Source organism: Aeromonas aquatica (assembly GCF_000764655.1).
Taxonomy (GTDB): domain Bacteria; phylum Pseudomonadota; class Gammaproteobacteria; order Enterobacterales; family Aeromonadaceae; genus Aeromonas; species Aeromonas aquatica.
On sequence record NZ_JRGL01000120.1, the window covers coordinates 1 to 21,185 of the forward strand.

At 59.1% G+C, this 21,185-nt stretch carries 23 protein-coding genes and 2 tRNA genes; 18 read left to right on the top strand and 7 right to left on the bottom strand.

All coding sequences use genetic code 11. The features are described from left to right. The 3 genes from LG30_RS0115425 to LG30_RS0115435 all read left to right on the top strand — a co-directional run. Positions 1 to 1,253: ABC transporter substrate-binding protein (locus tag LG30_RS0115425; protein ID WP_033131592.1), on the top strand; the 1,253-nt coding region annotated here is incomplete at its 5' end. 97 nt (positions 1,254 to 1,350) lie between these two features. After that, on the top strand, positions 1,351 to 2,325 hold the full coding sequence (locus tag LG30_RS0115430) for an ABC transporter permease (protein ID WP_033131593.1): 975 nt from the start codon (positions 1,351 to 1,353) through the stop codon (positions 2,323 to 2,325). Between the two features lie 2 nt (positions 2,326 to 2,327). Further along, positions 2,328 to 3,269 carry an ABC transporter permease gene (locus tag LG30_RS0115435; RefSeq protein WP_033131594.1) on the top strand — a complete coding sequence of 314 codons (942 nt, stop codon included), beginning with the start codon at positions 2,328 to 2,330 and terminating at the stop codon, positions 3,267 to 3,269. Positions 3,270 to 3,347: 78 nt separating this feature from the next. Here LG30_RS0115435 and dxs read toward each other — a convergent pair whose 3' ends face one another. Genes dxs through xseB form a run of 3 tightly spaced genes read right to left on the bottom strand, consistent with a single transcriptional unit; the run spans position 3,348 to position 6,392 of the window. After that, positions 3,348 to 5,228 carry a 1-deoxy-D-xylulose-5-phosphate synthase gene (gene dxs / locus LG30_RS0115440; RefSeq protein WP_033131595.1) on the bottom strand — a complete coding sequence of 627 codons (1,881 nt, stop codon included), beginning with the start codon at positions 5,226 to 5,228 and terminating at the stop codon, positions 3,348 to 3,350. A gap of 21 nt (positions 5,229 to 5,249) precedes the next feature. Beyond that, positions 5,250 to 6,140 (bottom strand): (2E,6E)-farnesyl diphosphate synthase, encoded by an 891-nt coding sequence (gene ispA / locus LG30_RS0115445; RefSeq protein WP_033131596.1) that lies wholly within the window; start codon positions 6,138 to 6,140, stop codon positions 5,250 to 5,252. After that, on the bottom strand, positions 6,141 to 6,392 hold the full coding sequence (gene xseB / locus LG30_RS0115450) for an exodeoxyribonuclease VII small subunit (RefSeq protein ID WP_033131616.1): 252 nt from the start codon (positions 6,390 to 6,392) through the stop codon (positions 6,141 to 6,143). Positions 6,393 to 6,626: 234 nt separating this feature from the next. Between xseB and pomA the strand changes: the two genes are divergently transcribed. Next, a complete protein-coding gene (gene pomA, locus LG30_RS0115455; protein WP_033131597.1) occupies positions 6,627 to 7,385 on the top strand; it encodes a flagellar motor protein PomA in 759 nt (252 codons plus the stop codon). 8 nt (positions 7,386 to 7,393) lie between these two features. Continuing rightward, the gene (locus tag LG30_RS0115460; protein WP_033131598.1) at positions 7,394 to 8,281 is read left to right on the top strand and encodes a flagellar motor protein MotB; all 888 of its coding nucleotides are present in this window, start codon (positions 7,394 to 7,396) and stop codon (positions 8,279 to 8,281) included. 217 nt (positions 8,282 to 8,498) lie between these two features. On the opposite strand, the gene LG30_RS22415 is transcribed toward LG30_RS0115460, so the two are convergent. Both LG30_RS22415 and LG30_RS0115470 read right to left on the bottom strand, forming a co-directional pair. Beyond that, entirely contained in the window at positions 8,499 to 8,648 is a 150-nt protein-coding gene (locus LG30_RS22415) for a hypothetical protein (RefSeq protein ID WP_161785839.1), read from the bottom strand. Positions 8,649 to 9,138: 490 nt separating this feature from the next. Further along, entirely contained in the window at positions 9,139 to 9,645 is a 507-nt protein-coding gene (locus LG30_RS0115470) for a DUF421 domain-containing protein (protein ID WP_033131599.1), read from the bottom strand. Positions 9,646 to 10,014: 369 nt separating this feature from the next. Here LG30_RS0115470 and LG30_RS22565 point away from each other — a divergent pair, with 369 nt between their 5' ends. From LG30_RS22565 to greA, 3 genes are all read left to right on the top strand, one after another. Further along, positions 10,015 to 10,173, top strand: coding sequence for a hypothetical protein (locus LG30_RS22565; protein WP_193354279.1), 159 nt, complete (start codon positions 10,015 to 10,017; stop codon positions 10,171 to 10,173). Between the two features lie 78 nt (positions 10,174 to 10,251). Beyond that, positions 10,252 to 10,629, top strand: a complete 378-nt coding sequence (locus LG30_RS0115475; protein ID WP_033131600.1) for a PRC-barrel domain-containing protein — start codon at positions 10,252 to 10,254, stop codon at positions 10,627 to 10,629. Between the two features lie 383 nt (positions 10,630 to 11,012). Further along, positions 11,013 to 11,489 carry a transcription elongation factor GreA gene (gene greA / locus LG30_RS0115480; RefSeq protein WP_033131601.1) on the top strand — a complete coding sequence of 159 codons (477 nt, stop codon included), beginning with the start codon at positions 11,013 to 11,015 and terminating at the stop codon, positions 11,487 to 11,489. 50 nt (positions 11,490 to 11,539) lie between these two features. Here greA and LG30_RS0115485 read toward each other — a convergent pair whose 3' ends face one another. Together LG30_RS0115485 and yhbY are read right to left on the bottom strand one after the other, a co-directional pair. Next, positions 11,540 to 12,133: a PilZ domain-containing protein gene (locus tag LG30_RS0115485; RefSeq protein ID WP_033131602.1), complete on the bottom strand. Its 594-nt coding sequence runs from the start codon at positions 12,131 to 12,133 to the stop codon at positions 11,540 to 11,542. Positions 12,134 to 12,238: 105 nt separating this feature from the next. Then, positions 12,239 to 12,535 carry a ribosome assembly RNA-binding protein YhbY gene (gene yhbY, locus LG30_RS0115490; RefSeq protein WP_033131603.1) on the bottom strand — a complete coding sequence of 99 codons (297 nt, stop codon included), beginning with the start codon at positions 12,533 to 12,535 and terminating at the stop codon, positions 12,239 to 12,241. Positions 12,536 to 12,632: 97 nt separating this feature from the next. On the opposite strand from yhbY, the gene rlmE reads away from it, so the two are divergent. From rlmE to nusA, 10 genes are all read left to right on the top strand, one after another. Further along, complete coding sequence (gene rlmE, locus LG30_RS0115495; protein ID WP_033131604.1) at positions 12,633 to 13,262, top strand: 23S rRNA (uridine(2552)-2'-O)-methyltransferase RlmE; 630 nt, start codon at positions 12,633 to 12,635, stop codon at positions 13,260 to 13,262. A 45-nt stretch (positions 13,263 to 13,307) separates the two neighbouring features. After that, positions 13,308 to 15,266, top strand: a complete 1,959-nt coding sequence (gene ftsH / locus LG30_RS0115500) for an ATP-dependent zinc metalloprotease FtsH (protein ID WP_033131605.1) — start codon at positions 13,308 to 13,310, stop codon at positions 15,264 to 15,266. Positions 15,267 to 15,346: 80 nt separating this feature from the next. Further along, entirely contained in the window at positions 15,347 to 16,189 is an 843-nt protein-coding gene (gene folP, locus LG30_RS0115505; protein WP_033131606.1) for a dihydropteroate synthase, read from the top strand. Between the two features lie 20 nt (positions 16,190 to 16,209). Continuing rightward, positions 16,210 to 17,544 carry a phosphoglucosamine mutase gene (gene glmM / locus LG30_RS0115510; protein WP_033131607.1) on the top strand — a complete coding sequence of 445 codons (1,335 nt, stop codon included), beginning with the start codon at positions 16,210 to 16,212 and terminating at the stop codon, positions 17,542 to 17,544. Between the two features lie 130 nt (positions 17,545 to 17,674). Beyond that, entirely contained in the window at positions 17,675 to 18,439 is a 765-nt protein-coding gene (gene tpiA, locus LG30_RS0115515; protein WP_033131608.1) for a triose-phosphate isomerase, read from the top strand. Then, positions 18,440 to 18,766, top strand: a complete 327-nt coding sequence (secG, locus tag LG30_RS0115520; RefSeq protein WP_033131609.1) for a preprotein translocase subunit SecG — start codon at positions 18,440 to 18,442, stop codon at positions 18,764 to 18,766. Positions 18,767 to 18,775: 9 nt separating this feature from the next. Continuing rightward, positions 18,776 to 18,860 (top strand) — tRNA-Leu (locus LG30_RS0115525). Positions 18,861 to 18,952: 92 nt separating this feature from the next. Continuing rightward, positions 18,953 to 19,029: transfer RNA gene (locus LG30_RS0115530), tRNA-Met, on the top strand. 166 nt (positions 19,030 to 19,195) lie between these two features. Continuing rightward, on the top strand, positions 19,196 to 19,654 hold the full coding sequence (rimP, locus tag LG30_RS0115535) for a ribosome maturation factor RimP (protein WP_033131610.1): 459 nt from the start codon (positions 19,196 to 19,198) through the stop codon (positions 19,652 to 19,654). A 14-nt stretch (positions 19,655 to 19,668) separates the two neighbouring features. Next, positions 19,669 to 21,171 carry a transcription termination factor NusA gene (nusA, locus tag LG30_RS0115540; protein ID WP_033131611.1) on the top strand — a complete coding sequence of 501 codons (1,503 nt, stop codon included), beginning with the start codon at positions 19,669 to 19,671 and terminating at the stop codon, positions 21,169 to 21,171. The last annotated feature ends 14 nt before the right edge of the window (positions 21,172 to 21,185 follow it).

A 21,185-nucleotide genomic window follows, 5' to 3' on the forward strand; every position in this document is an offset into this window, starting at 1 on the left:
ACGACGTGGTCTGGACCGTCAACCGCCTGAAAGCCTCCCCGGACTTCAAGGCGATCTTCGACCCCATCACCGAAGCGAAGAAGGTCGATGATTTTACCGTCGATCTCGTCACCGCCAAGCCGTTCCCGCTGGTACTGCAGACCGTCACCTACATCTTCCCGATGGACTCCAAGTTCTACAGCGGCAAGGATGACGCCGGCAAAGACAAGGCTGCCATCGTCAAGAACGGCGACTCCTATGCCTCCACCCACGTCTCCGGAACCGGTCCGTTCAGCGTCAAGTTCCGCGAGCAGGGCGTGAAGCTCGAGTACACCCGTAACGCCAACTACTGGGACAAGGCTTCCAAGGGCAACGTTCAGAACCTGACCGTGGTGCCGATCAAGGAAGATGCGACCCGCGTAGCTGCCCTGCTGGGTGGTGACGTTGACATGATCTACCCGGTTGCCCCGAACGATCTGGAGCGCGTGAAGAATGGCAAGGATTCCCAGCTGGTGACCCTGTCCGGTACCCGCGCCATCATCATCGAGCTGAACCAGAACACCAACCCGGCACTGAAAGACAAGCGCGTGCGTCAGGCGATCAACTACGCCATCAACCAGGTGGGCATCGTCGACAAGATCAACAAAGGCTTCGGTACCCCCGCTGGCCAGCTGAGCCCGAAAGGCTATGCCGGTTACAATGAGGCGCTCAAGCCCCAGTATGATCTGGCCAAGGCCAAGGAACTGATGAAGGAAGCCGGCTTCGAGAAGGGCTTCAAGATGAGCTTCATCTCCCCGGCTGCCCGCTACGTCAACGACGTCAAGATCGCCCAGGCGGTCTCCGCCATGCTGTCCAAGATCAACATCAAGGTCGATCTGAAGACCATGCCGGTGGCCCAGTACTGGCCCGAGTTTGACAAGTGCGCCGCCGACATGCAGCTGATCGGCTGGCACTCCGACACCGAAGACAGTGCGAACTTCTTCGAGTTCCTGACCTTCACCAAGGATGCCAAGACCGGCATGGGCCAGTACAACTGCGGCGGTTATGCCAACGCAGAGGCTGACAAGATGGTGATGGAAGCGAACACCGAGACGGATCCGGCCAAGCGTGCCGCCATCCTGCAGAAGGTGGAAGCCATGCTGATCGACGACGCTGCCTACGTGCCGTTGCATTGGGAAGATCTGGCCTATGGCGCCAAGAAGAATGTCGACATCAAGCCGATCGTCAACGTGATGAACTTCCCTTACCTGGGTGACCTGGTGGTCAACAAGTAAGAGAAGCGCTAAGGAAGGACCCGGTGGGGGCGGCCATGGCTGCCCCCACCATTAACAGAAGCCTGTGCCACGACACAGGCCACGTAGAAGGACAAGCATGTTTACATTCCTGCTGAAACGGTTCTATCAGGCCGTGATAGTGATGTTCGTCATCAGCCTGGTCGCCTTCTCCATCCAGGACAACCTGGGGGATCCGCTGCGCGAGCTGGTGGGACAATCCGTCTCCGAGTCTGTGCGCCATGAATTACGCGAAAAGATGGGTCTCAACGATCCCTTCCTGGTGAAATACAGCCGCTTCTTGCAGAACGCGGTACACGGGGATCTGGGCACCTCCTACTTCTTCAAGCGACCCGCTCTCGAGGTGATCCTCGACAAGCTGGTAGCGACCCTTGAGCTGGTGTTTGCTGCCGCAGTCATCATCGTCGTCGTCTCCATTCCGCTGGGGGTGTATTCGGCGATCAGACCGCGCAGCATACTGACCAAGCTCATCATGGCGGTGAGCAGCATCGGTATCTCGATCCCGGTGTTCTTGACCGCCATCATGCTGATGTATCTGTTCTCCATCCAGCTTGGCTGGCTGCCGGCCTATGGCCGTGGCGAGACCCGCAACCTGCTGGGCTGGGAGTCGGGCTTCTTCACCTGGGATGGCATCAAACACCTGATCCTGCCCGCGGTATCGCTCTCCTCCATCATGCTGCCGCTGTTCATCCGGCTGGTGCGCTCCGAGATGCTGGAGCAACTCGGCGCCGAGTACGTCAAGTTTGCCCGCGCCAAGGGACTGGACAACAACAAGGTCTATTACAGCCACGCGCTCAAGAACACCATGCTGCCGGTGATCACCGTCGGCGGCGTGCAGATCGGCACCATGGTGGCCTACACCATTCTGACCGAGAGCGTGTTCCAGTGGCCGGGAACGGGCTTCCTGTTCCTCGAGGCGATCCACCGGGTCGATACGCCGCTGATCACCGCCTACGTCATCTTCGTCGGCCTGATCTTCGTGGTGACCAATACCCTGGTCGACCTGCTCTACGGGCTCATCAACCCGACCGTTAACCTGACTGCCAAGGGGTAAGCATGACTAACGCTGTGACTGCAAGCCCGAGCCGCTGGGCGCGCTTTAAAAACTCTGACATCGTCTACTACTTCCTGCGGGACAAGGTAGCCATGTTCAGCTTCGTCGTATTCGTGGTGTTCGTGCTGGCCGCGCTGCTGGCACCCTGGCTGGCGCCGCACAACGTCTACGACCAGACCAGCTTCGATCTGATGGATGCCGAGCTGCCCCCCTCCTGGCTGGAAGGGGGTGAGGCTCGCTTCTGGCTCGGCACCGACAACCAGGGTCGTGACATCTGGAGCACCATTCTCTACGGTGCCCGCATCTCGCTGACCATAGGTCTGTTTGCGGTGGCACTGCAGCTGTTCCTCGGTATCGTCATCGGGCTGATTGCCGGTTACGTCGGTGGCCGCATCGACAACTTGCTGATGCGCTTTGCCGACGTGCAGCTGTCGTTCTCCACCATGATGGTGGCGATCATCATCTCCGCCATCTTCCAGGCGAGCTTTGGCTCCGAGCTCTATTCCGAGTTCGCCATCGTGATGCTGGTGGTGATCATCGGCATCGCCGAGTGGCCGCAGTACGCCCGTACCGTGCGCGCCTCCGTGCTGGCGGAGAAGAAGAAGGAGTATGTGGAAGCGGCCAAGGTGATGGGGTTCCGTGCCCCGCGCATCATGTTCCGCCACATCTTGCCGAACTGCCTGTCCCCCATCCTGGTCATCTCCACCGTGCAGGTGGCGAACGCCATCATGAGTGAGGCCGCGCTCTCCTTCTTGGGGCTCGGCATGCCGGTGGATCAGCCGTCGCTCGGCTCCCTCATCAGCGTGGGCTTCAACTACATCTTCTCCGGCTCCTGGTGGATCACCGCCTTCCCCGGCCTCTGTCTGGTGGTGCTGGTGCTGGTCATCAACCTCTTGGGCGACTGGTTGCAGGATGTGTTCAACCCCAAGATCTACAAGGGGTAACAACGGGGTAACCCGCAGAGATGTGAAACAAGAAGGGCGCCATAAGGCGCCCTTTTTTATTGCTCGCAGTTGCTCTCGTCAGGCTTGTTGCCAAGCCTGGATGCTGGCGAGGATACCCGCGCCATCGAGCCCCAGCACGGCGTAGATCTCCTCCTGGGTACCCTGCTCGATGAAGCGATCGGGCAGGCCCAGGTTCAGCACCGGCTTGCACTGCTTGGCGCGCATCAGCAGCTCGTTCACCGCGGAGCCGGCCCCGCCCATGATGGCGTTGTCTTCCAGAGTGACGAACTGATCGTGGGTGGCGGCAAGGGAGAGCACCAGTGCCTCGTCCATGGGTTTGACGAAGCGCATGTCCACCAGGGTGGCGTCCAGCGCCTCGGCGGCGGCCTTGGCCTGATGCAGCAGGGTGCCGAACGCCAGTATGGCGGTGCCCTTGCACTCACTCCCCTTTCTTTCGCGTACTATGCGTCCCTTGCCGAGTGTCAGCGCAGTCATCTCGCTCATGATCTCGGTGCCGCAGCCGCTGCCGCGGGGATAGCGCACCGCAGCCGGTCCGTTGTGCTGGTAGCCGGTGTAGAGCATCTGGCGGCACTCGTTTTCGTCGGACGGGGTCATCACCACCATGTTCGGCACGGTGCGCAGGAAGCTGATGTCGAATGCCCCCTGATGGGTAGGGCCGTCAGCCCCCACCAGCCCGGCGCGGTCGATGGCGAACAGTACCGGCAGTTGTTGCAGCGCCACGTCGTGGATCAGCTGGTCATAGGCCCGTTGCAGGAAGCTGGAGTAGATGGCCACCACCGGCTTCTGGCCGGCGATGGCGAGGCCAGCGGCGAAGGTGACCGCGTGCTGCTCGGCGATGGCCACGTCGAAGTAGCGATCCGGGTATTGCTGACTGAACTTGACCAGGCCGGAGCCCTCACGCATGGCGGGGGTGATGCCGACCAGCCGCTCATCCTTGGCGGCCATGTCGCACAGCCACTGACCGAAGATGGCGGAGAAGGTCGGCTTGCCGCCGGCGCTCTTGGGCAAGGCACAGTCGTCCGGGTTGAACTTGGGCACGGCGTGATAACCGATGGGATCCTTCTCGGCGGGCTCGTAACCCTTGCCCTTCTTGGTCTTGATGTGCAGCAACTGAGGCCCCTTGAGGTTGCGCATGTTGCGCAGTGTCTCGACCAGGGCGTGGATATCGTGGCCGTCGATGGGGCCTATGTAGTTGAAGCCGAACTCCTCGAACAGGGTGCCAGGCACCACCATCCCCTTGAGGTGCTCCTCCGCCCGTTTGGCCAGCTCCTTGACCGGGGGAAGCCCCGCCAGCACCTTCTTGCCGCCTTCGCGGATGGTGGTGTAGAGCTTGCCGGACATCAGCCTGGCCAGGTGGTTGTTCAGCGCCCCGACGTTCTCGGAGATGGACATCTCGTTGTCATTGAGCACCACCAGCATGTCCTTGTGGACATCGCCGGCGTGATTGAGCGCCTCGAAGGCCATGCCGGCGGTGATGGCGCCATCGCCGATGACGGCCACCACCTTGCGGCCCAGCCCTTCGCTCTCGGCGGCAACGGCCATGCCGAGCGCCGCCCCGATGGAGGTGCTGGAGTGACCGACGGAGAGCACGTCATATTCACTTTCGTCACGCCAGGGGAAGGGGTGCAGACCGTCTTTCTGGCGAATGGTGTGAATACGCTCGCGCCGACCGGTCAGGATCTTGTGGGGATAGGCCTGATGGCCCACGTCCCACACCAGCCGATCGAAGGGGGTGTTGTAGACGTAGTGCAGCGCCACCGTCAGCTCGACGGTGCCGAGGCCGGAGGCGAAGTGGCCGCTGGAGCGGCTCACCGAGCGCAGCAGATATTCGCGCAACTCGTTGCACAGCACGGGCAGCCGCTCTTTTGGCAGGGATCGCAACTCGACCGGCGTGTCCGCGAGGGCCAGGTTGGGGAAATCGCTTATATCAACGCTCATATTGTTACTGTTATCCAGCGTTTAGTGGGTTCGCTCGATGATGTAATCGGCAAACGCTTCCAGAATGTCGGTATTGTAGGGCAAGGATTGCAGGGCTGTTAAGGCCTTGTCATGCAGTTCGCGAGCCAGCTCACGGGCATTGTCGAGTCCGAGCAGGGCCGGATAGGTACTCTTTTGCTGCGCCAGATCCGAACCTTGCGGCTTGCCGAGGGTGGCGGTATCGCCGGTGATGTCGAGGATGTCATCCTGCACCTGGAAGGCCAACCCGATGGCGGCGGCATAGGTTTGCAGGGCGGCCAGGGTGTCGGCCTCCACATCCGCCTTGCACAGGGCGCCCAGGGTGACGGCGCACTCGATGAGGGCGCCGGTCTTGTGGCGGTGCACCTGTTCCAGCTCGGCGAGGCTGATTTGGCGGCTCTCGGCCTCCAGATCCAGTGCCTGACCGCCGCACATGCCGAGGTACCCCGAGGCGCGGGCCAGGGTGCTCAGCATCTTGACTCTGTTGGTCATCAGCTCCTGGGGGAGGGGATGGTCGGCCAGGATCGAAAACGCCAATGTCTGCAGGGCATCGCCGGCCAGGATGGCGGTACCTTCATCAAACGCCTTGTGCACTGTCGGTTGACCGCGACGCAGATCGTCGTTGTCCATGGCGGGCAGATCGTCGTGCAGCAGGGAGTAGGCGTGAATGCACTCCACCGCGGCAGCCGGTCCGTCGAGATACTCGCTTTGCACCCCCAGCATCTCGCCAACGGCATAGACCAGGAAGGGGCGCACCCGCTTGCCGCCGAGCAGCAAACCATAACTCATGGCGTCCCGCAGGCGAGGGGCCAGGGCGGGCAGGGCCTCAAGCTGTGCCGAGAGGCAGTCGTCGATACGGCGCCGGTGCAGGCGGGAAAAATCGTCCAGCGTCACTCACTCCTCTCCTTGCTCTGGCCGAAAAGGAACCGCTTGTTCACTGCCATCGGCCTGGGTCAGCAGGATCTGGATCTTCTGCTCGGCCTGCTCCAGCTTCTGCTGGCCGGCGCGCACCAGGTGGATGCCTTGTTCGAACTGTTTGAGTGCCTCCTCGAGGGGGAGTGAGCCCTGTTCGAGCTGATGCACTATGGTCTCCAGCTCTTCCAGGGTGGCATCAAAACTCAGACGGTCGATCTTTTTACTGGCCATGTCCATCCTCGGGGATTGAAAAAAACGGCTCATCTTAACATCGACCGGCCACAGGGGGGAGGCAGAAAAGTGCACCCGCCTCAAACTATCGGAGCCCCGGTCGATACACTGCGGCCATCCACCAGCATTGATTTGGTGGCGATTGAGGCAGGTCAGGCTTGCCGCCAGGGGGGCAATAGCAGAAAATTCAACAAAGTATAAATAAATGACGAGTTCGGTGACAGGAGCAGGGTTGTGGATTTAGGCAGTCTGATAGGCATAGTGGTGGGATTTGGGGTCGTGGTGTACGGCATGTCGTTGGGGGGCCCTGTCAGCATGTATGTCGATATGCCCTCGGTCTATATCACCATCCTGGGTTCGCTTTTCATCGCCATGATGAAGTTCAATCTCAGCCAGTTTCTGATGGCATTCAAGGTGGCAGGCAAGGCCTTTATGTACAAGGGCGACAAGCTCGACGATCTGATCGCCAAGGCGGTCGAGCTGGCGGATGCGGCGCGCAAGGGGGGCTTTCTGGCCCTCGAAGCGGCAGAGATCCCCAACCCCTTCATGAAGAAGGGGATCGACATGCTGGTAGATGGCCATGAGGGGGACGTGGTGCGAGCCGTGATGGAGAAAGACATCGAACTCACCGCCGAGCGCCATGTCATCGCCATCAAGGTATTTCGTGCCCTTGGCGATCTCGGCCCCGCCATGGGCATGATAGGCACCCTTGTAGGACTGGTGGCCATGCTGGCCAACATGAGCGATCCCAAGTCCATCGGCCCGGCCATGGCGGTGGCCCTGCTGACCACCCTGTATGGCGCCATCCAGGCCAACATGATTGCCATCCCCATCGCCGACAAGCTGGAGCTGCGCAGCGGCGAGGAGCAGCTGAGCCGTACCCTGGTGCTGGACGCCATCATGGGCATTCAGGATGGGCAAAACCCCCGGGTGATCCAGGCCATGTTGCAAAACTATCTGCATCAGTCCAAACGCAACAACGGACTCGCATAGGAGGCCACATGTCAAAGTGCAAGTGTCCGCCTCCCGGCCTGCCCGGTTACATGGGGACTTTCGCCGATCTGATGTCGCTGTTGATGTGCTTCTTCGTGCTGCTGCTCTCCTTCGCCGAGATGGATGTGCAGAAGTTCAAGCAGATCGCCGGCTCCATGGAGAAGGCATTCGGGGTGCAGCACATCCTGGAGGTCAAAGACATCCCCAAGGGGACCTCGGTCATCGCCCAGGAGTTCAGACCGGGTCGGCCCGAGCCGACGCCCATCGACACCATCATGCAGCAGACCGTCGATCTGACCGAGACCGAGCTGGATTTTCAGTCCGGTGACGCCGAGCAGACCGGCGGAAAAGAGCGGCCGGATGGCAAACTGAGCGGCGGCGAGAGTGCGCAGCCCGTCCAGCAGGCGCAGCCCAGCGCCCTGGCCAGGGAGTTGGCCGAGCAGATGCGAGCCCAGATCCAGGACGGGACCCTGGAGATAGAGGCGCTGGGGCAGCAGATCATCATTCGTATTCGAGAAAAAGCAGCGTTTCCGGCTGGCTCTGCCTTCCTGCAACCCCAGTTCTGGCCGGTGATCCGCAAGGTGGCGGCCCTGCTCAAGGATGTGCCGGGGGAGATCACCGTCTCCGGTCACACCGACGATGCGGCGCCCGAAGACGAGCTGTTCCAGTCCAACTGGGAGCTGTCATCCCAGCGGGCGGTGGCGGTGGCCCACCAGATGATCAAGGTGCCCGGCTTCGACGGCAACCGGCTGGTGGTGCAGGGCATGGCGGATTCTCTGCCGCTCGCGCCGAACAACAGCCCTGAGAATAGGCGCATGAACCGACGGGTGGAGATCGCCATCATGCAGGGCAAACCGACGGTATCGGCCCCGATCGGGGTTGTTGAGCCCAAGTAGTTTTTACCAGTCCGGTGATGATTGATGGGGCCCGCTGGCAGGGCCACCACAGTGGTGACGGGCGTTGCAATATGGGTATCACCGGGTCGATAGGCAAACCGCACCACCGCATCGGTATTGGCGACGTAGAGAAAACTCCCCACCAGTGACATGCCAAAAGGCGAGTTCAAGCCTGTCATCAGGACAGAACCAGATCCGCCACGCCATCGCCATCACGCTACAGCGCGATGCGATTGGCGCTTTTTGTGGCCGCGCCCGCCTGCTTCATGAGCAGCCCCATCACCCACTTTTGATCCCCTTGGCCTCTCCGGTCTGGCGGGGCATTGGTCTCCGCCACCAGAACATCGCCACTGGGCAGCAAATACATGATCCAGTCCTCGGGCGAAGGCGGTCACGTGTGTGCCGGGGCGGCCATCAGTATCGCGCCAGGTGCCCACCCCTCCGCCGGTGCAATGTGGATGCTCGGGATCAGGGGGGTTGTGGCGATAAGGAGAGTGGGCGAGGCTCCAGAGCCTGCCGCGACGGGCTGTTGGGCTCCCCGGTTCATGATCTCGTTCCTTAAGGGTCCACGAGAGGCGAATCCGGCCGATTCGCCTCGACGTCGGCGCTATGCACTGACTTCTTCTCGGATACGAGGAGGGTCAGTCCACGTGCCGGATGACGATGCTTGCCGGTGGCTGCGATGACGGCTGTCGCCCCATTACCGATCCTTCCCGTGTTGGCCTGCACCATGTCCGGATCGGGCTTGCCCGACGCCGAGGATCTGGAAAACGCCTCGTTTCATCACTAAGGCATGATCTGCACGGTATGTTGACGCAGTGGTTGTGTCGGTGCGATGGCGCATACAACCCCTGTCCTCATTGGGGAGGCTCGCTCCCCTCCTGCTTGATCAGGCTGATCTCGCCATCGCCCTCGAGATACATGTGCTTGACCCGCGCGATGTCATCGATGCCCTCCTGGCGGATCTTCGCGCTCAACTCTTCCTCGGTAATGAACTCGCGGCGCATGTTCCGCCTCAGCATCTTGCCGTCGCGGACCAGGCATATGCGCTGTGCCGACGTGAAGCGGCGGACTGCCGGAAAGTGGAAGCTCAGGAAGTCCAGCAGGTAGCTCCAGAACACCAGGGTTGCGATAAGCACCATGCCGTCTGTGGTCGAGGTGGCGCTGCCGATCATCGCGTTCTGCGCCGCGTCACCGAGGATCGCCACAAACAGAAAGTCGCTGAGCCCAAGAGTGCCGATGTCTCGCCTCAGCACGAATCGCAGGACTACGAACAGGAACCAATAGATCAAGGTCCCCCGCAGCATCAGTTGTAGCGGTGACACCGTGAAGAAAAATATGCCGTTCACGTCAAGGTCGAACATAGCTGTGGCCCGGGTTGGTGTGCCCAGCAGGACCGGACGGGAGAGAGGCACTGCCTGCACCCGATGTGTGCGGTCTTTGTGAATGCAGCCCGCGGCATCGCTCAACGAGTCGACCGGTTACGAGGAACCTCTCCCGACGGTATCAATCCTGGTGGGCCTTGATCTGTGCGATGGCGAACGGAAGGGCTCTCCCGATAGGTGGGTATCTCTTCGGGTCGGGCCCACAGAATGGCGAACTTGCCGGGTCCGTTATCTATGTGGGTCAACGTACAGACCCCCTGTTGTGCGAGGCTTATTCTCACGATGGCTGGTGCGGGATCCCATTGTCGGTGCTCGCACCTTCATCCAACTCACTACCAGGAGTTCACCATGAACAAGGACCAACTCAAGGGGCGTACTGAAGAGACCAGAGGCAAGGGCAAGGACGACAAGGAATCAAAGGGCGCGATTCCAACGTCCGTCGGCAAACGCCAGGCTGCCTCCGACGATCGAAATGAAGAACGCAAGGATGCCAGAAAGGGGAAATAAATCGTTACCGCGTTGGTTAACTTTCTGCCAACGCTCTTTCTCCCTCAGTCCTTCTTCCAACAATGTCAGGAGCATCAAATGAACAATATCATTCCAACCAAGACCGGTCGCCGGCTTGGGTCAAGAGTACTCAGCGCCAGCACGCTCAATGGCGACGATGTGTACGACCCGAGAGGTGAAAAGCTGGGCAGTATCAAGGAGCTCATGCTGGATATCGAAAACGGCAAGGTGTGCTATGCCGTGCTCTCCTTCGGCGGTTTCCTCAGTCTCGGCGAGAAGCTGTTTGCCGTGCCCTGGAGCGCCCTGAAGGTCGATACTGAAAACAAGCGTTTCATCATGGATACCACAGAGGAACGCATGAAGAATGCCCCGGGTTTTGATCGAGACAACTGGCCCAACATGGCCGATACCTCTTGGGAAAAGAGTATCTACAGCTATTACGACACCAGATACTGAGATGGTTTTGCCAGCTGGTTTGATGTCAGAGTGTCTTTTGAACCCCTCCGGCCGATGATCGCCAACAAGGTGCGGAAACGAATCTCTAAACAGGATGCCGCTTAGGCAAGACGAGGCTCGATGCGGTGGTGAGCCTGACGAGACAACCAAAACGAAAATATTGCAGCCAGGGTCAAGGTCGCCGTGGCTGCCTCTGCTCGCCTCATCCTCTCGATTTTCTTCAGCACCCCGGCAGCCTTTGGTCGTTCAAAGCGCGATCCCGCTCGCAGGGGCTGACATGGATTTTGTGGCGGCTTCATATTAAGATGCCTCATCCGAACCGATAGCTGCGGCTCTCTTTGATTGCCGCAGCTTCTCTTTATAAAGCAACCCAGGTTTCGACTATGAATCATACTCCGATGACTGTTCGCGGCGCCGAAAAGCTGCGCCAAGAGCTCGACTATCTGAAGAGCGAGCTGCGTCCCCAGATTATCGAAGCGATTGCTGATGCCCGTGAACATGGTGATCTGAAAGAAAACGCCGAATATCATGCCGCTCGCGAGCAGCAGGGCTTTTGTGAGGGCCGCATCCAGGAAATTGAGAGCAAGCTCTCCAATGCCCAAGTGATCGACATCACCAAGATCACCAACAACGGCCGGGTTATCTTCGGTGCCACCGTGACCCTGCTGAAAAGCGAGACGGAAGAAGAAGTGGTGTACCGCATCGTGGGTGACGACGAGGCGGACATCAAACAGAATATGATCTCCGTAAACTCTCCCATCGCCCGCGCCCTGATCGGCAAGGAAGTGGACGATGTGGCCATCGTCAAGACGCCGGGCGGGGATGTGGAGTACGAGATCCTGGAAGTCGCCTATCTCTGATGGAGCGGGACTGACAGACGAGACAGGGGAGCCCGGCTCCCCTGTTGTATTTAGTCCGATTGATATTCCTGAATGAAGGCATCCTGGTGACGCTGGAACAGCCAGTCACGAAACAGTTCCCGCTCCGTTGTCTCTAGTTGAAACTGCAGGGCCCAGTCATGCTGCTGTTTGCGTGAGCGGATGCGCCTGATCAGGGTGCCGGTCAGCGGCAAGGGGGACAGCCCCTCGATACAGAGCGTTCCGCTTAGCGGATCGCCCTTGGCCAAGGCTGGCGGCAGGCCTTCAACGATGAGGCCGCCCAGCGACAGGCTGTGCACCACATAGTCGGCGTCGGCCGTCTGCAGGCTGGCTTTCTCATCGAGTCGCCAGGCGCGCAGATGAGGGTGACCGAGCTCGGTGATGGTGGGGGCGGCGATGCGCAGCTCGACATGGCCTTCCGCCGCATCGGTGCAAGACAGCGGGAAGCGCAGCTGATGGCCGGCGATACGGGCCTCGAGTATCAGGGGATCGGCCCGTTGCAGCAGGCTGAGCAGGGGGAGGTTCAGATAACCGCGCAGAAATTGGCTGGCAGCTAGGTCTTCGGCGCCTCCCAAGTCCCGCAGCATGGCCAGCTCTTCTTCGGTGAGAATGTGATGCTTGTCCATCGTGGATGTCCGCAAGTATTCATCGCAGGTTAAGGGCCTGACGACTATTTTGGCAAGCGACTTGGGAAGAAGAGAAATGAAGGAAAGAGCGAATGCTCTTTCCTGTTACTTGCGCGGTAATTGGATTTTGGGTTCGCTGGCCTGGCGATAGATGGTCAGCACGTGGCCCATGCTCTGTACCTTGATGGCGCCGGTCTCACGGACGATGGCATCCATCACCAGCTGTTTCATCTCACGATCTTCAGACGACACCTTCACCTTGATAAGCTCGTGGTGGTTCAGCGCCAGATCGATCTCGGCCAGCACACCTTCAGTCAGACCGTGCTGTCCCAGCAGGACAACCGGCTTCAGGCTGTGGGCGAGGCCCTTGAGGTACTGTTTCTGTTTATTGTTGAGAATCATGGCAATTTCTTCATAAGTCAGGGTTGAAAGGGGCGTATTCTACCCCCACTTAGCCCTTAATACTAATAACCCTTGTGGTTTTTTAAAGTCGACAATCATGACCCAGAAAAAGCATTCCCCCAGTTCAAGCCGCTGGTTAAAAGAACATTTTGACGATCATTACGTCAAAAAAGCCCAGAAGTTGGGACTGCGTTCCCGCGCCGTGTTCAAGATCGACGAGATCCAGGGCAAGGACAAGTTGCTCAAACCGGGCATGACGGTGGTGGATCTGGGGGCGGCCCCCGGTGGTTGGTCCCAGTTCGCCATCAATCAGGTGGGCGACAACGGGCGAGTGATTGCATGCGATATCCTGCCGATGGATTCCATTGCCGGTGTCGATTTCCTGCAAGGGGACTTTCGGGAGGAAACTGTACTGGGTGCCCTGCTCGAACGGGTGGGTCCGGACAAGGTTGATGTCGTCATGTCCGACATGGCGCCCAACATGAGCGGTACCCCGCAGGTGGATCAGGCGCGCTCCATGTACCTTATCGAGCTGGCACTGGACATGTGCAATCAGGTCTTGCGCACTAACGGCAGCTTCGTGGTCAAGGTGTTCCAGGGAGAGGGTTTCGATGCTTATCTCAATGAAATTCGTAAGCTTTTCTCTGCAGTCAAGATTCGTAAACCAGACTCCTCCCGTGCCCGTTCACGAGAAGTCTACATTGTGGCTACCGGTTTTAAACTGTAGTACCCTAACCCTCATCGTTAACTGTCAGTCTGCGAGGTCATTGATTTGAGTGACATGGCGAAAAACCTAATCCTGTGGCTGGTCATCGCCGTCGTGTTGATGTCGGTGTTCAATAGCTTCAGCCCCAGCGATACCACCAGTCGCCAGCTGGACTATTCCAGCTTCGTTAAAGAAGTGACCCAAGAGCAGATCCGCGAAGTGCGGATGGATGGCAAGGTCATTAATGGCGTCAAGCGCACCGGTGAGCGTTTCACCACCATCATCCCTGCGCCGGATCCCCAACTGCTCAACGACATGCTCAACCATAACGTCAAAGTCATGGGTGAGAAGCCGGAAGAGCCGTCGTTGATCACGTCCATCTTCATCTCCTGGTTCCCGATGCTGTTGCTGATCGGTGTCTGGGTCTTCTTCATGCGTCAGATGCAAGGCGGCGGTGGCAAGGGTGCCATGTCGTTTGGCAAGAGCAAGGCTCGGCTGATGAGTGAAGATCAGATCAAGACCACCTTCGTCGACGTCGCAGGCTGTGACGAGGCCAAGGAAGAGGTCAAAGAGCTGGTCGACTATCTGCGTGATCCGACCAAGTTCCAGAAGCTGGGCGGCAAGATCCCCACCGGCGTACTGCTGGTCGGCCCGCCCGGTACCGGTAAGACCCTGCTGGCCAAGGCCATCGCGGGCGAAGCCAAGGTGCCTTTCTTCACCATCTCGGGTTCTGATTTCGTCGAGATGTTCGTCGGTGTCGGTGCTTCCCGGGTGCGCGACATGTTCGAGCAGGCCAAGAAGTCGTCCCCCTGCATCATCTTCATCGATGAAATTGATGCGGTCGGTCGTCAGCGTGGCGCCGGTCTCGGCGGTGGTCATGACGAGCGCGAGCAGACCCTGAACCAGATGCTGGTCGAGATGGATGGTTTTGAAGGCAACGAAGGCGTCATCGTCATCGCCGCCACCAACCGTCCCGACGTGCTGGATCCTGCGCTGCTGCGCCCGGGCCGTTTCGACCGTCAGGTCGTGGTCGGTCTGCCGGATGTCCGTGGTCGCGAGCAGATCCTGAAGGTGCACATGCGCAAGGTGCCGTTGGCGGATGACGTCAATGCCGCTGTGATTGCACGTGGTACCCCGGGCTTCTCCGGCGCCGATCTCGCCAACCTGGTCAACGAAGCCGCTCTCTTCTCCGCCCGTGAGAGCCGTCGTGTGGTCTCCATGCTGGAGTTCGAGAAGGCCAAGGACAAGATCATGATGGGTGCGGAACGTCGCTCCATGGTGATGAGGGACTCCGAGAAGGAGATGACGGCTTACCATGAGGCGGGTCACGCCATCATCGGTCGTCTGGTACCGGATCATGACCCCGTCTACAAGGTCTCCATCATCCCGCGCGGTCGTGCGCTGGGGGTGACCATGTACCTGCCCGAGCAGGATCGCTGGAGCCACTCCAAGCAGCATCTGGAGTCCATGATCTCCAGCCTGTACGGCGGTCGTCTGGCGGAAGAGCTGATCTACGGTGCCGAGAAGGTATCGACCGGTGCGTCCAATGACATCGAGCGTGCCACCGACATCGCTCGCAAGATGGTCACCCAGTGGGGCATGTCCGAGCGTCTCGGTCCCATGCTCTACGCCGAAGAAGAGGGCGAAGTGTTCCTCGGTCGCAGCATGGCCAAGGCCAAGCACATGTCCGACGACACCGCCCGCGTCATCGACGCCGAGGTCAAGCAGGTCATCGATCGCAACTACGCCCGCTCCAAGCAGATCCTGCTGGACAACATGGACGTGTTGCACACCATGAAAGATGCGCTGATGAAGTACGAGACCATAGACGCCAAGCAGATCGACGATCTGATGGCCCGTCGCGAGGTGCGTGCTCCCAGCAACTGGCATGATGAGCACGGTGATACCCCGCAAGGCGGCGCCACCGTGACCGCCGAGCCAGACGCTAAGACTCAGGCCAAGGCCGATGACAACAGCGCACCGCTGACCGACATCGACAAGGCTAACGATGTCCCGGCCAAATAAGTTGCCATGACCAAACCCCGGGCTTGCCCGGGGTTTTTCTTTATGCGCATGCCGCGTTTTTGATACAGATGGAAGTGAAGATGCAACTCAGCAGCAAGGGGCGCAGCCTCTCCCTCGAACGCCCCCACGTCATGGGGATCCTCAACGTGACGCCGGACTCCTTCTCCGATGGCGGCCATTTCAACCAGATTGAGCGGGCGATGACCCATGCTCGCCAGATGATTGCCGAGGGGGCCACCCTCATCGATATCGGCGGCGAATCGACTCGCCCGGGCGCGCCCGACGTGAGCGTGCAGGAAGAGCTGGAGCGGGTGATCCCGGTCGTTGAGCGGATGGGACAGGAACTCGATGTCATGATCTCCCTCGATACCTCCAAGGCCGCAGTGATGCGGGACGGTTGTGCCGCGGGCGCCCATCTCATCAATGACGTACGCTCCCTGCTGGAGCCCGGTGCGCTCGCCGTGGCAGCAGAGGCTGAGGTGCCCGTGTGCCTGATGCACATGCAGGGCCAGCCAAGGACCATGCAATCCGAGCCCCATTATGACGATCTGTTAGGGGAGGTGAGGGCGTTTTTCGATGAGCGGATCGCCGCCTGTCTGGCGGCAGGCATCAAGCGTGATCAACTGTTGCTGGATCCCGGCTACGGCTTTGGCAAGACGCTGACCCACAACTACCAACTGCTGGCCAAGCAGCAGAAGTTGCTGGATTACGGTCTGCCGCTCTTGGTGGGGATGTCGCGAAAGTCTATGATAGGCAATCTGCTCGGCCGCTCGGTTGATGAGCGGCTGGCTGGCAGTCTGGCCTGCGCCCTGATCGGGTTGCAACATGGTGCCAGGATCATCCGGGTGCACGATGTGCGCGCTACCATGGATGCCCTGCGTGTCGGCTGGATGACCATGACGGGACAAGATTTCGTATCCTAATAAAAGAACGAGAACAGACAATGACCAGAAAGTACTTCGGCACAGACGGTGTGCGCGGCAAGGTGGGTGAATTCCCGATCACCCCGGATTTCGTGATGAAGCTGGGCTGGGCCGCCGGCAAGGTGCTCTCCAAGAAGGGCACCAAGAAGGTGCTGATTGGCAAGGATACCCGCATCTCCGGCTACATGCTGGAGTCCGCGCTGGAGGCGGGCCTCTCCGCCGCCGGTCTCAAGGCCATACTGATGGGCCCCATGCCGACCCCGGCCGTTGCCTACCTGACCCGCACTTTCCGTGCCGAGGCCGGCATCGTCATCAGCGCCTCCCACAACCCTTACTATGACAACGGCATCAAGTTCTTCTCCGCCGATGGTACCAAGCTGCCGGATGAGGTGGAGCTGGCCATCGAAGCCGAGCTGGAGCACGAGCTCAAGTGCGTCGAGTCGGCCGAGCTTGGCAAGGCGCAGCGCATCGACGATGCCGCTGGTCGCTACATCGAGTTTTGCAAGAGCACCTTCCCCACTCACCTGAGCCTGGAAGGGCTGAAGATGGTGGTGGATTGCGGTCATGGCGCCACCTATCATATCGCCCCCTCCGTGTTTCGCGAGTTGGGTGCCGAGGTGATCGCCATCGGCTGCAGCCCGGATGGCCTCAACATCAACGACGGTGTCGGCTCGACCGCCCCTGAGGCGCTGGCCGCCAAGGTGCTGGAGTGCAAGGCCGATCTCGGTGTCGCCTTCGACGGTGACGGCGATCGCCTGGTGATGGTGGACAGCACCGGCTACATCATCGATGGCGACGAGATCCTCTACATCATCGCCCGCGATGCGCTGCGCAATGGCCGTCTCAAGGGCGGCGTCGTCGGTACCCTGATGGCCAACATGGGCCTGGAGCTGGCGCTACAGACTCTCGGCATTCCCTTTGCCCGCGCCAAGGTGGGTGACCGCTACGTGTTGGAGATGATGAACGAGAAGGGCTGGCGCATCGGCGGTGAAAACTCTGGTCACATCATTTGCCTGGATCAGACCACCACTGGCGATGGCATAGTCGCCGCCCTGCAGGTGTTGACCGCGGTGTGTACTGCCGAGATGCCGCTGGCCAAGCTGCGCTCCGGCATGAGCAAGTTCCCGCAGGTGCTGGTGAACGTGCGCTTTGCCGAGGGCAAGGATCCGCTGACGGCGGTGGCCGTACAGCAGGAAGTCGCCAAGGTAGAACAGGAGCTGGGTGGCCGTGGCCGCGTTTTGCTGCGCAAATCCGGCACCGAACCCCTGATCCGGGTGATGGTGGAGGGTGAGCACGAACAGCAAGTGATGGACATGGCGAATCGCATCGCCAAACAGGTCGAATCGGCGTTTTAATGAGCAACCAAGGCGACTTTCTAGTCGCCTTGGTTGTATCTTGTTCAAACGATTCGAAAATTTGAAAATAGCACTTGTCAGCTGAGCATCCTCTGGATATTATCAGCCCGCTTTCGCAAGGGAGTTGCCGATGGGACATCGCAAGCCGTTTGTAGCAGCCAACTGGAAGTTACACGGTAGTAGGTCGCAGTTAGAACAGTTTACTGGCCAGTGCCTGCAAGGCATCGATGAGCAAGTAGATGTGGTTTTGTGTCCTTCCCATGTGCATCTCGATTTCACCGCTTCGCTGCTCAATGAGCAGAAGGTGATGAAGTTGGGGGCTCAGAATGTGAGTCAGCACCAGGCCGGCGCTTTCACGGGTGAAGTCTCGTGTCAGATGTTGGTTGAGGCAGGGTGTCGTTATGTATTGGTAGGGCACTCCGAGCGCAGGCGTCTCTTTGGTGAGACCAGTTTCATCGTCGCAGAGAAGTTTGCGGCAGCCAGAGCGGCAGGCTTGATCCCCATCCTCTGTTTGGGTGAGTCAGGGGCGGCGAGGCAGGCGAGAAGAACCTTCGAGGTGATCGCCGAGGAGCTGGACATCGTCATAGAGAAAAATGGCGCGATGGCTTTCGATAATGCTATCATCGCCTACGAGCCGATTTGGGCAGTAGGCACAGGTAAATGCGCCACACCCGAGCAGGCACAAGAGGTTCATTCCTTTATTCGCGGTCGCTTGGCGGAGGATACTCCGGTAATAGGTGAGAAAGTCAGAATCATCTATGGTGGGAGCGTGACACCGGCCAATGCACGAGATTTGTTTGCCCAGCCCGACATTGATGGCGGTCTGATCGGCGGTGCGAGTCTCGATGACAAGGCGTTTTTAGGAATTGTTGAAGCGGCAAAGGGTGCAAGTTAAATGTACGAGATTCTTTTAGTCGTTTATCTGTTGGTATCGCTGGCTCTGATCGGTCTGGTGATGATTCAGCAAGGTAAAGGGGCTGATATGGGCGCCTCCTTCGGCGCAGGGGCATCGAATACCGTATTCGGCTCCGGTGGTTCAGGCAGTTTCCTGACCCGCACAACTGCAATTTTAGCTACTCTGTTCTTTTTGATCAGCCTGCTGCTTGGATCCATGTCAAGCAACAAGGTAAAACAGGGTAGCGAATGGGAAAATCTGCAACAGACTCAACAAGTTGAGCAGACTAAAGCGCCAGTGAAGAAAGATACTGACGTTCCCGAGTAAAGAGTTTTTGCCGTGGTGGTGGAATTGGTAGACACGCTATCTTGAGGGGGTAGTGCTCTAGGGTGTGCGGGTTCGAGTCCCGCCCACGGCACCAATTAAGCAGTGAGCTCGGGTAACCGAGTGTATTATAGCCAGTCAGTCTTGTGTGACGAGGGTGAAGTGGCTATAATCTCGCACGATTTCGGACGCGGGGTGGAGCAGCATGGTAGCTCGTCGGGCTCATAACCCGAAGGTCGTCGGTTCAAATCCGGCCCCCGCAACCAAATTTCACGCATTTCCTACGCTCAGGAAGGCGGTCGCTGCGAGGCGACAATCAGGGTAAAGCGCCAAGCCCCGATTTGACATCGGGGCTTTTTGTTATGTGCGATTTATTCTGAATCGATCTCTATCTGGGCTATATGCCCTTTTTTTGTTTTTCGGAGGGTGACTTTGGCTACGTTGGAACAACGTTTGACCGATCTGCTCGAGGCTCCGGTCGTTGCCTTGGGTTTTGAACTTTGGGGTGTCGAGTTTATCCGTGCGGGTAGGCACTCGACCCTGCGCGTCTTCATCGATGCAGAACAAGGCGTGACGGTGGAAGACTGTGCCGAGGTGAGCCGCCAGGTTGGCGCCATCATGGACGTCGAAGACCCCATCACCGAGGAGTACTTCCTGGAAGTCTCTTCCCCTGGCCTGGATCGCCCCTTGTTCAAGGTCGCCCAGTTCGAAAAATACGTTGGCCAAGAGGCGGCGGTTTCGCTTCGGATGGCAACAAACAACCGCCGCAAGTTCAAAGGCGTAATCAAAACCGTGCAGGGCGACATGGTCACCCTGACGGTAGATGGTAAGGACGAGGTGTTGGCTTTCACCAATATCCAAAAAGCGAACATAGTGCCGAACTTTGGTTAACGAGGCTATCGGATATGAATAAAGAGATTTTGCTGGTCGTTGACGCTGTGTCCAACGAGAAAGCTGTTCCCCGCGAGAAGATTTTCCAGGCGCTGGAGACTGCGCTGGCGACTGCGACCAAGAAAAAATACGAAGGCGAGATTGAAGTTCGCGTTGAGATCGATCGCAAGACCGGTGACTACGACACTTATCGCCGCTGGGTAGTGGTAGCCGATCAGGCCTCCATGGAGAACGCTTACGGTGAAATCACCCTCGAAGCGGCCCAGATAGATGACCCCGAAATCCAGGTGGGTGACTATGTTGAAGACCAGATCGATTCTGTCACCTTCGACCGTATCACCACCCAGACCGCCAAGCAGGTTATCGTGCAGAAAGTGCGCGAAGCCGAGCGTTCCCAAGTCGTTGACCAGTTCAAGGACAAGGAAGGCACCATCATCAGTGGCGTGGTCAAGAAGAGCAACCGTGACAACGTGATCCTGGATCTGGGCAGCAATGCCGAGGCCGTGATCTTCCGTGACGACATGCTGCCGCGCGAGACCTTCCGTCCGGGCGACCGTATTCGTGGTCTGCTCTATGCAGTGCGTCCGGAAGCCCGTGGCTCCCAGCTGTTCGTCAGCCGCTCCAGCCCTGACTTCCTCAAAGAGCTGTTCCGCATCGAAGTGCCGGAAATCGGCGAAGAGATGATCGAAATCATGGGCGCCGCCCGTGACCCGGGTTCCCGCGCCAAGATCGCGGTCAAGACCAACGATCGTCGTATCGACCCGATCGGTGCCTGTATCGGCATGCGTGGTGCCCGCGTACAAGCGGTCTCCGCCGAGCTGAGCGGTGAGCGCGCCGACATCGTGCTGTACGATGACAACCCGGCTCAATACGTGATCAATGCCATGGCGCCTGCCGATGTGGCCTCCATCATCGTCGATGAAGACAACCACACCATGGACATCGCCGTGGAAGCCGCCAACCTGGCCCAGGCCATCGGTCGCAACGGTCAGAACGTGCGTCTGGCCTCCCAGCTGACCGGTTGGGAGCTGAACGTCATGACCGTCGAGGACATGCGTGCCAAGCACCAGGCCGAGAACGATCGCATCTTGACCCTGTTCACCAGCGCCCTCGATATCGACGACGATTTCGCCAGTCTGCTGATGGAAGAAGGTTTCTCCACCCTGGAAGAAATTGCCTTCGTGCCCGTCAATGAGCTGCTGGCCATCGACGGTCTGGACGAAGACATGGTGGAAGAACTGCGCAAGCGTGCGAAAGATGTACTGACCACCAAGGCCCTGGCCAAAGAAGAATCCTTTGAAGGTGTTGAGCCTTCCGAAGACCTGCTCAATCTGGCTGGCCTCAGCCGCGACATGGCCTATGCCCTGGCCGCCCGCGGTGTCGGTACCCTGGAAGATTTGGCAGAGCAAGGTATCGACGACCTTGCCGACATTGAAGAGCTGACCGCTGAGAAAGCCGGTGAGCTGATAATGGCTGCTCGCAATATCTGTTGGTTCGGAGAAGAGCAGTCTAGTTAAGATCAAACGGAGGA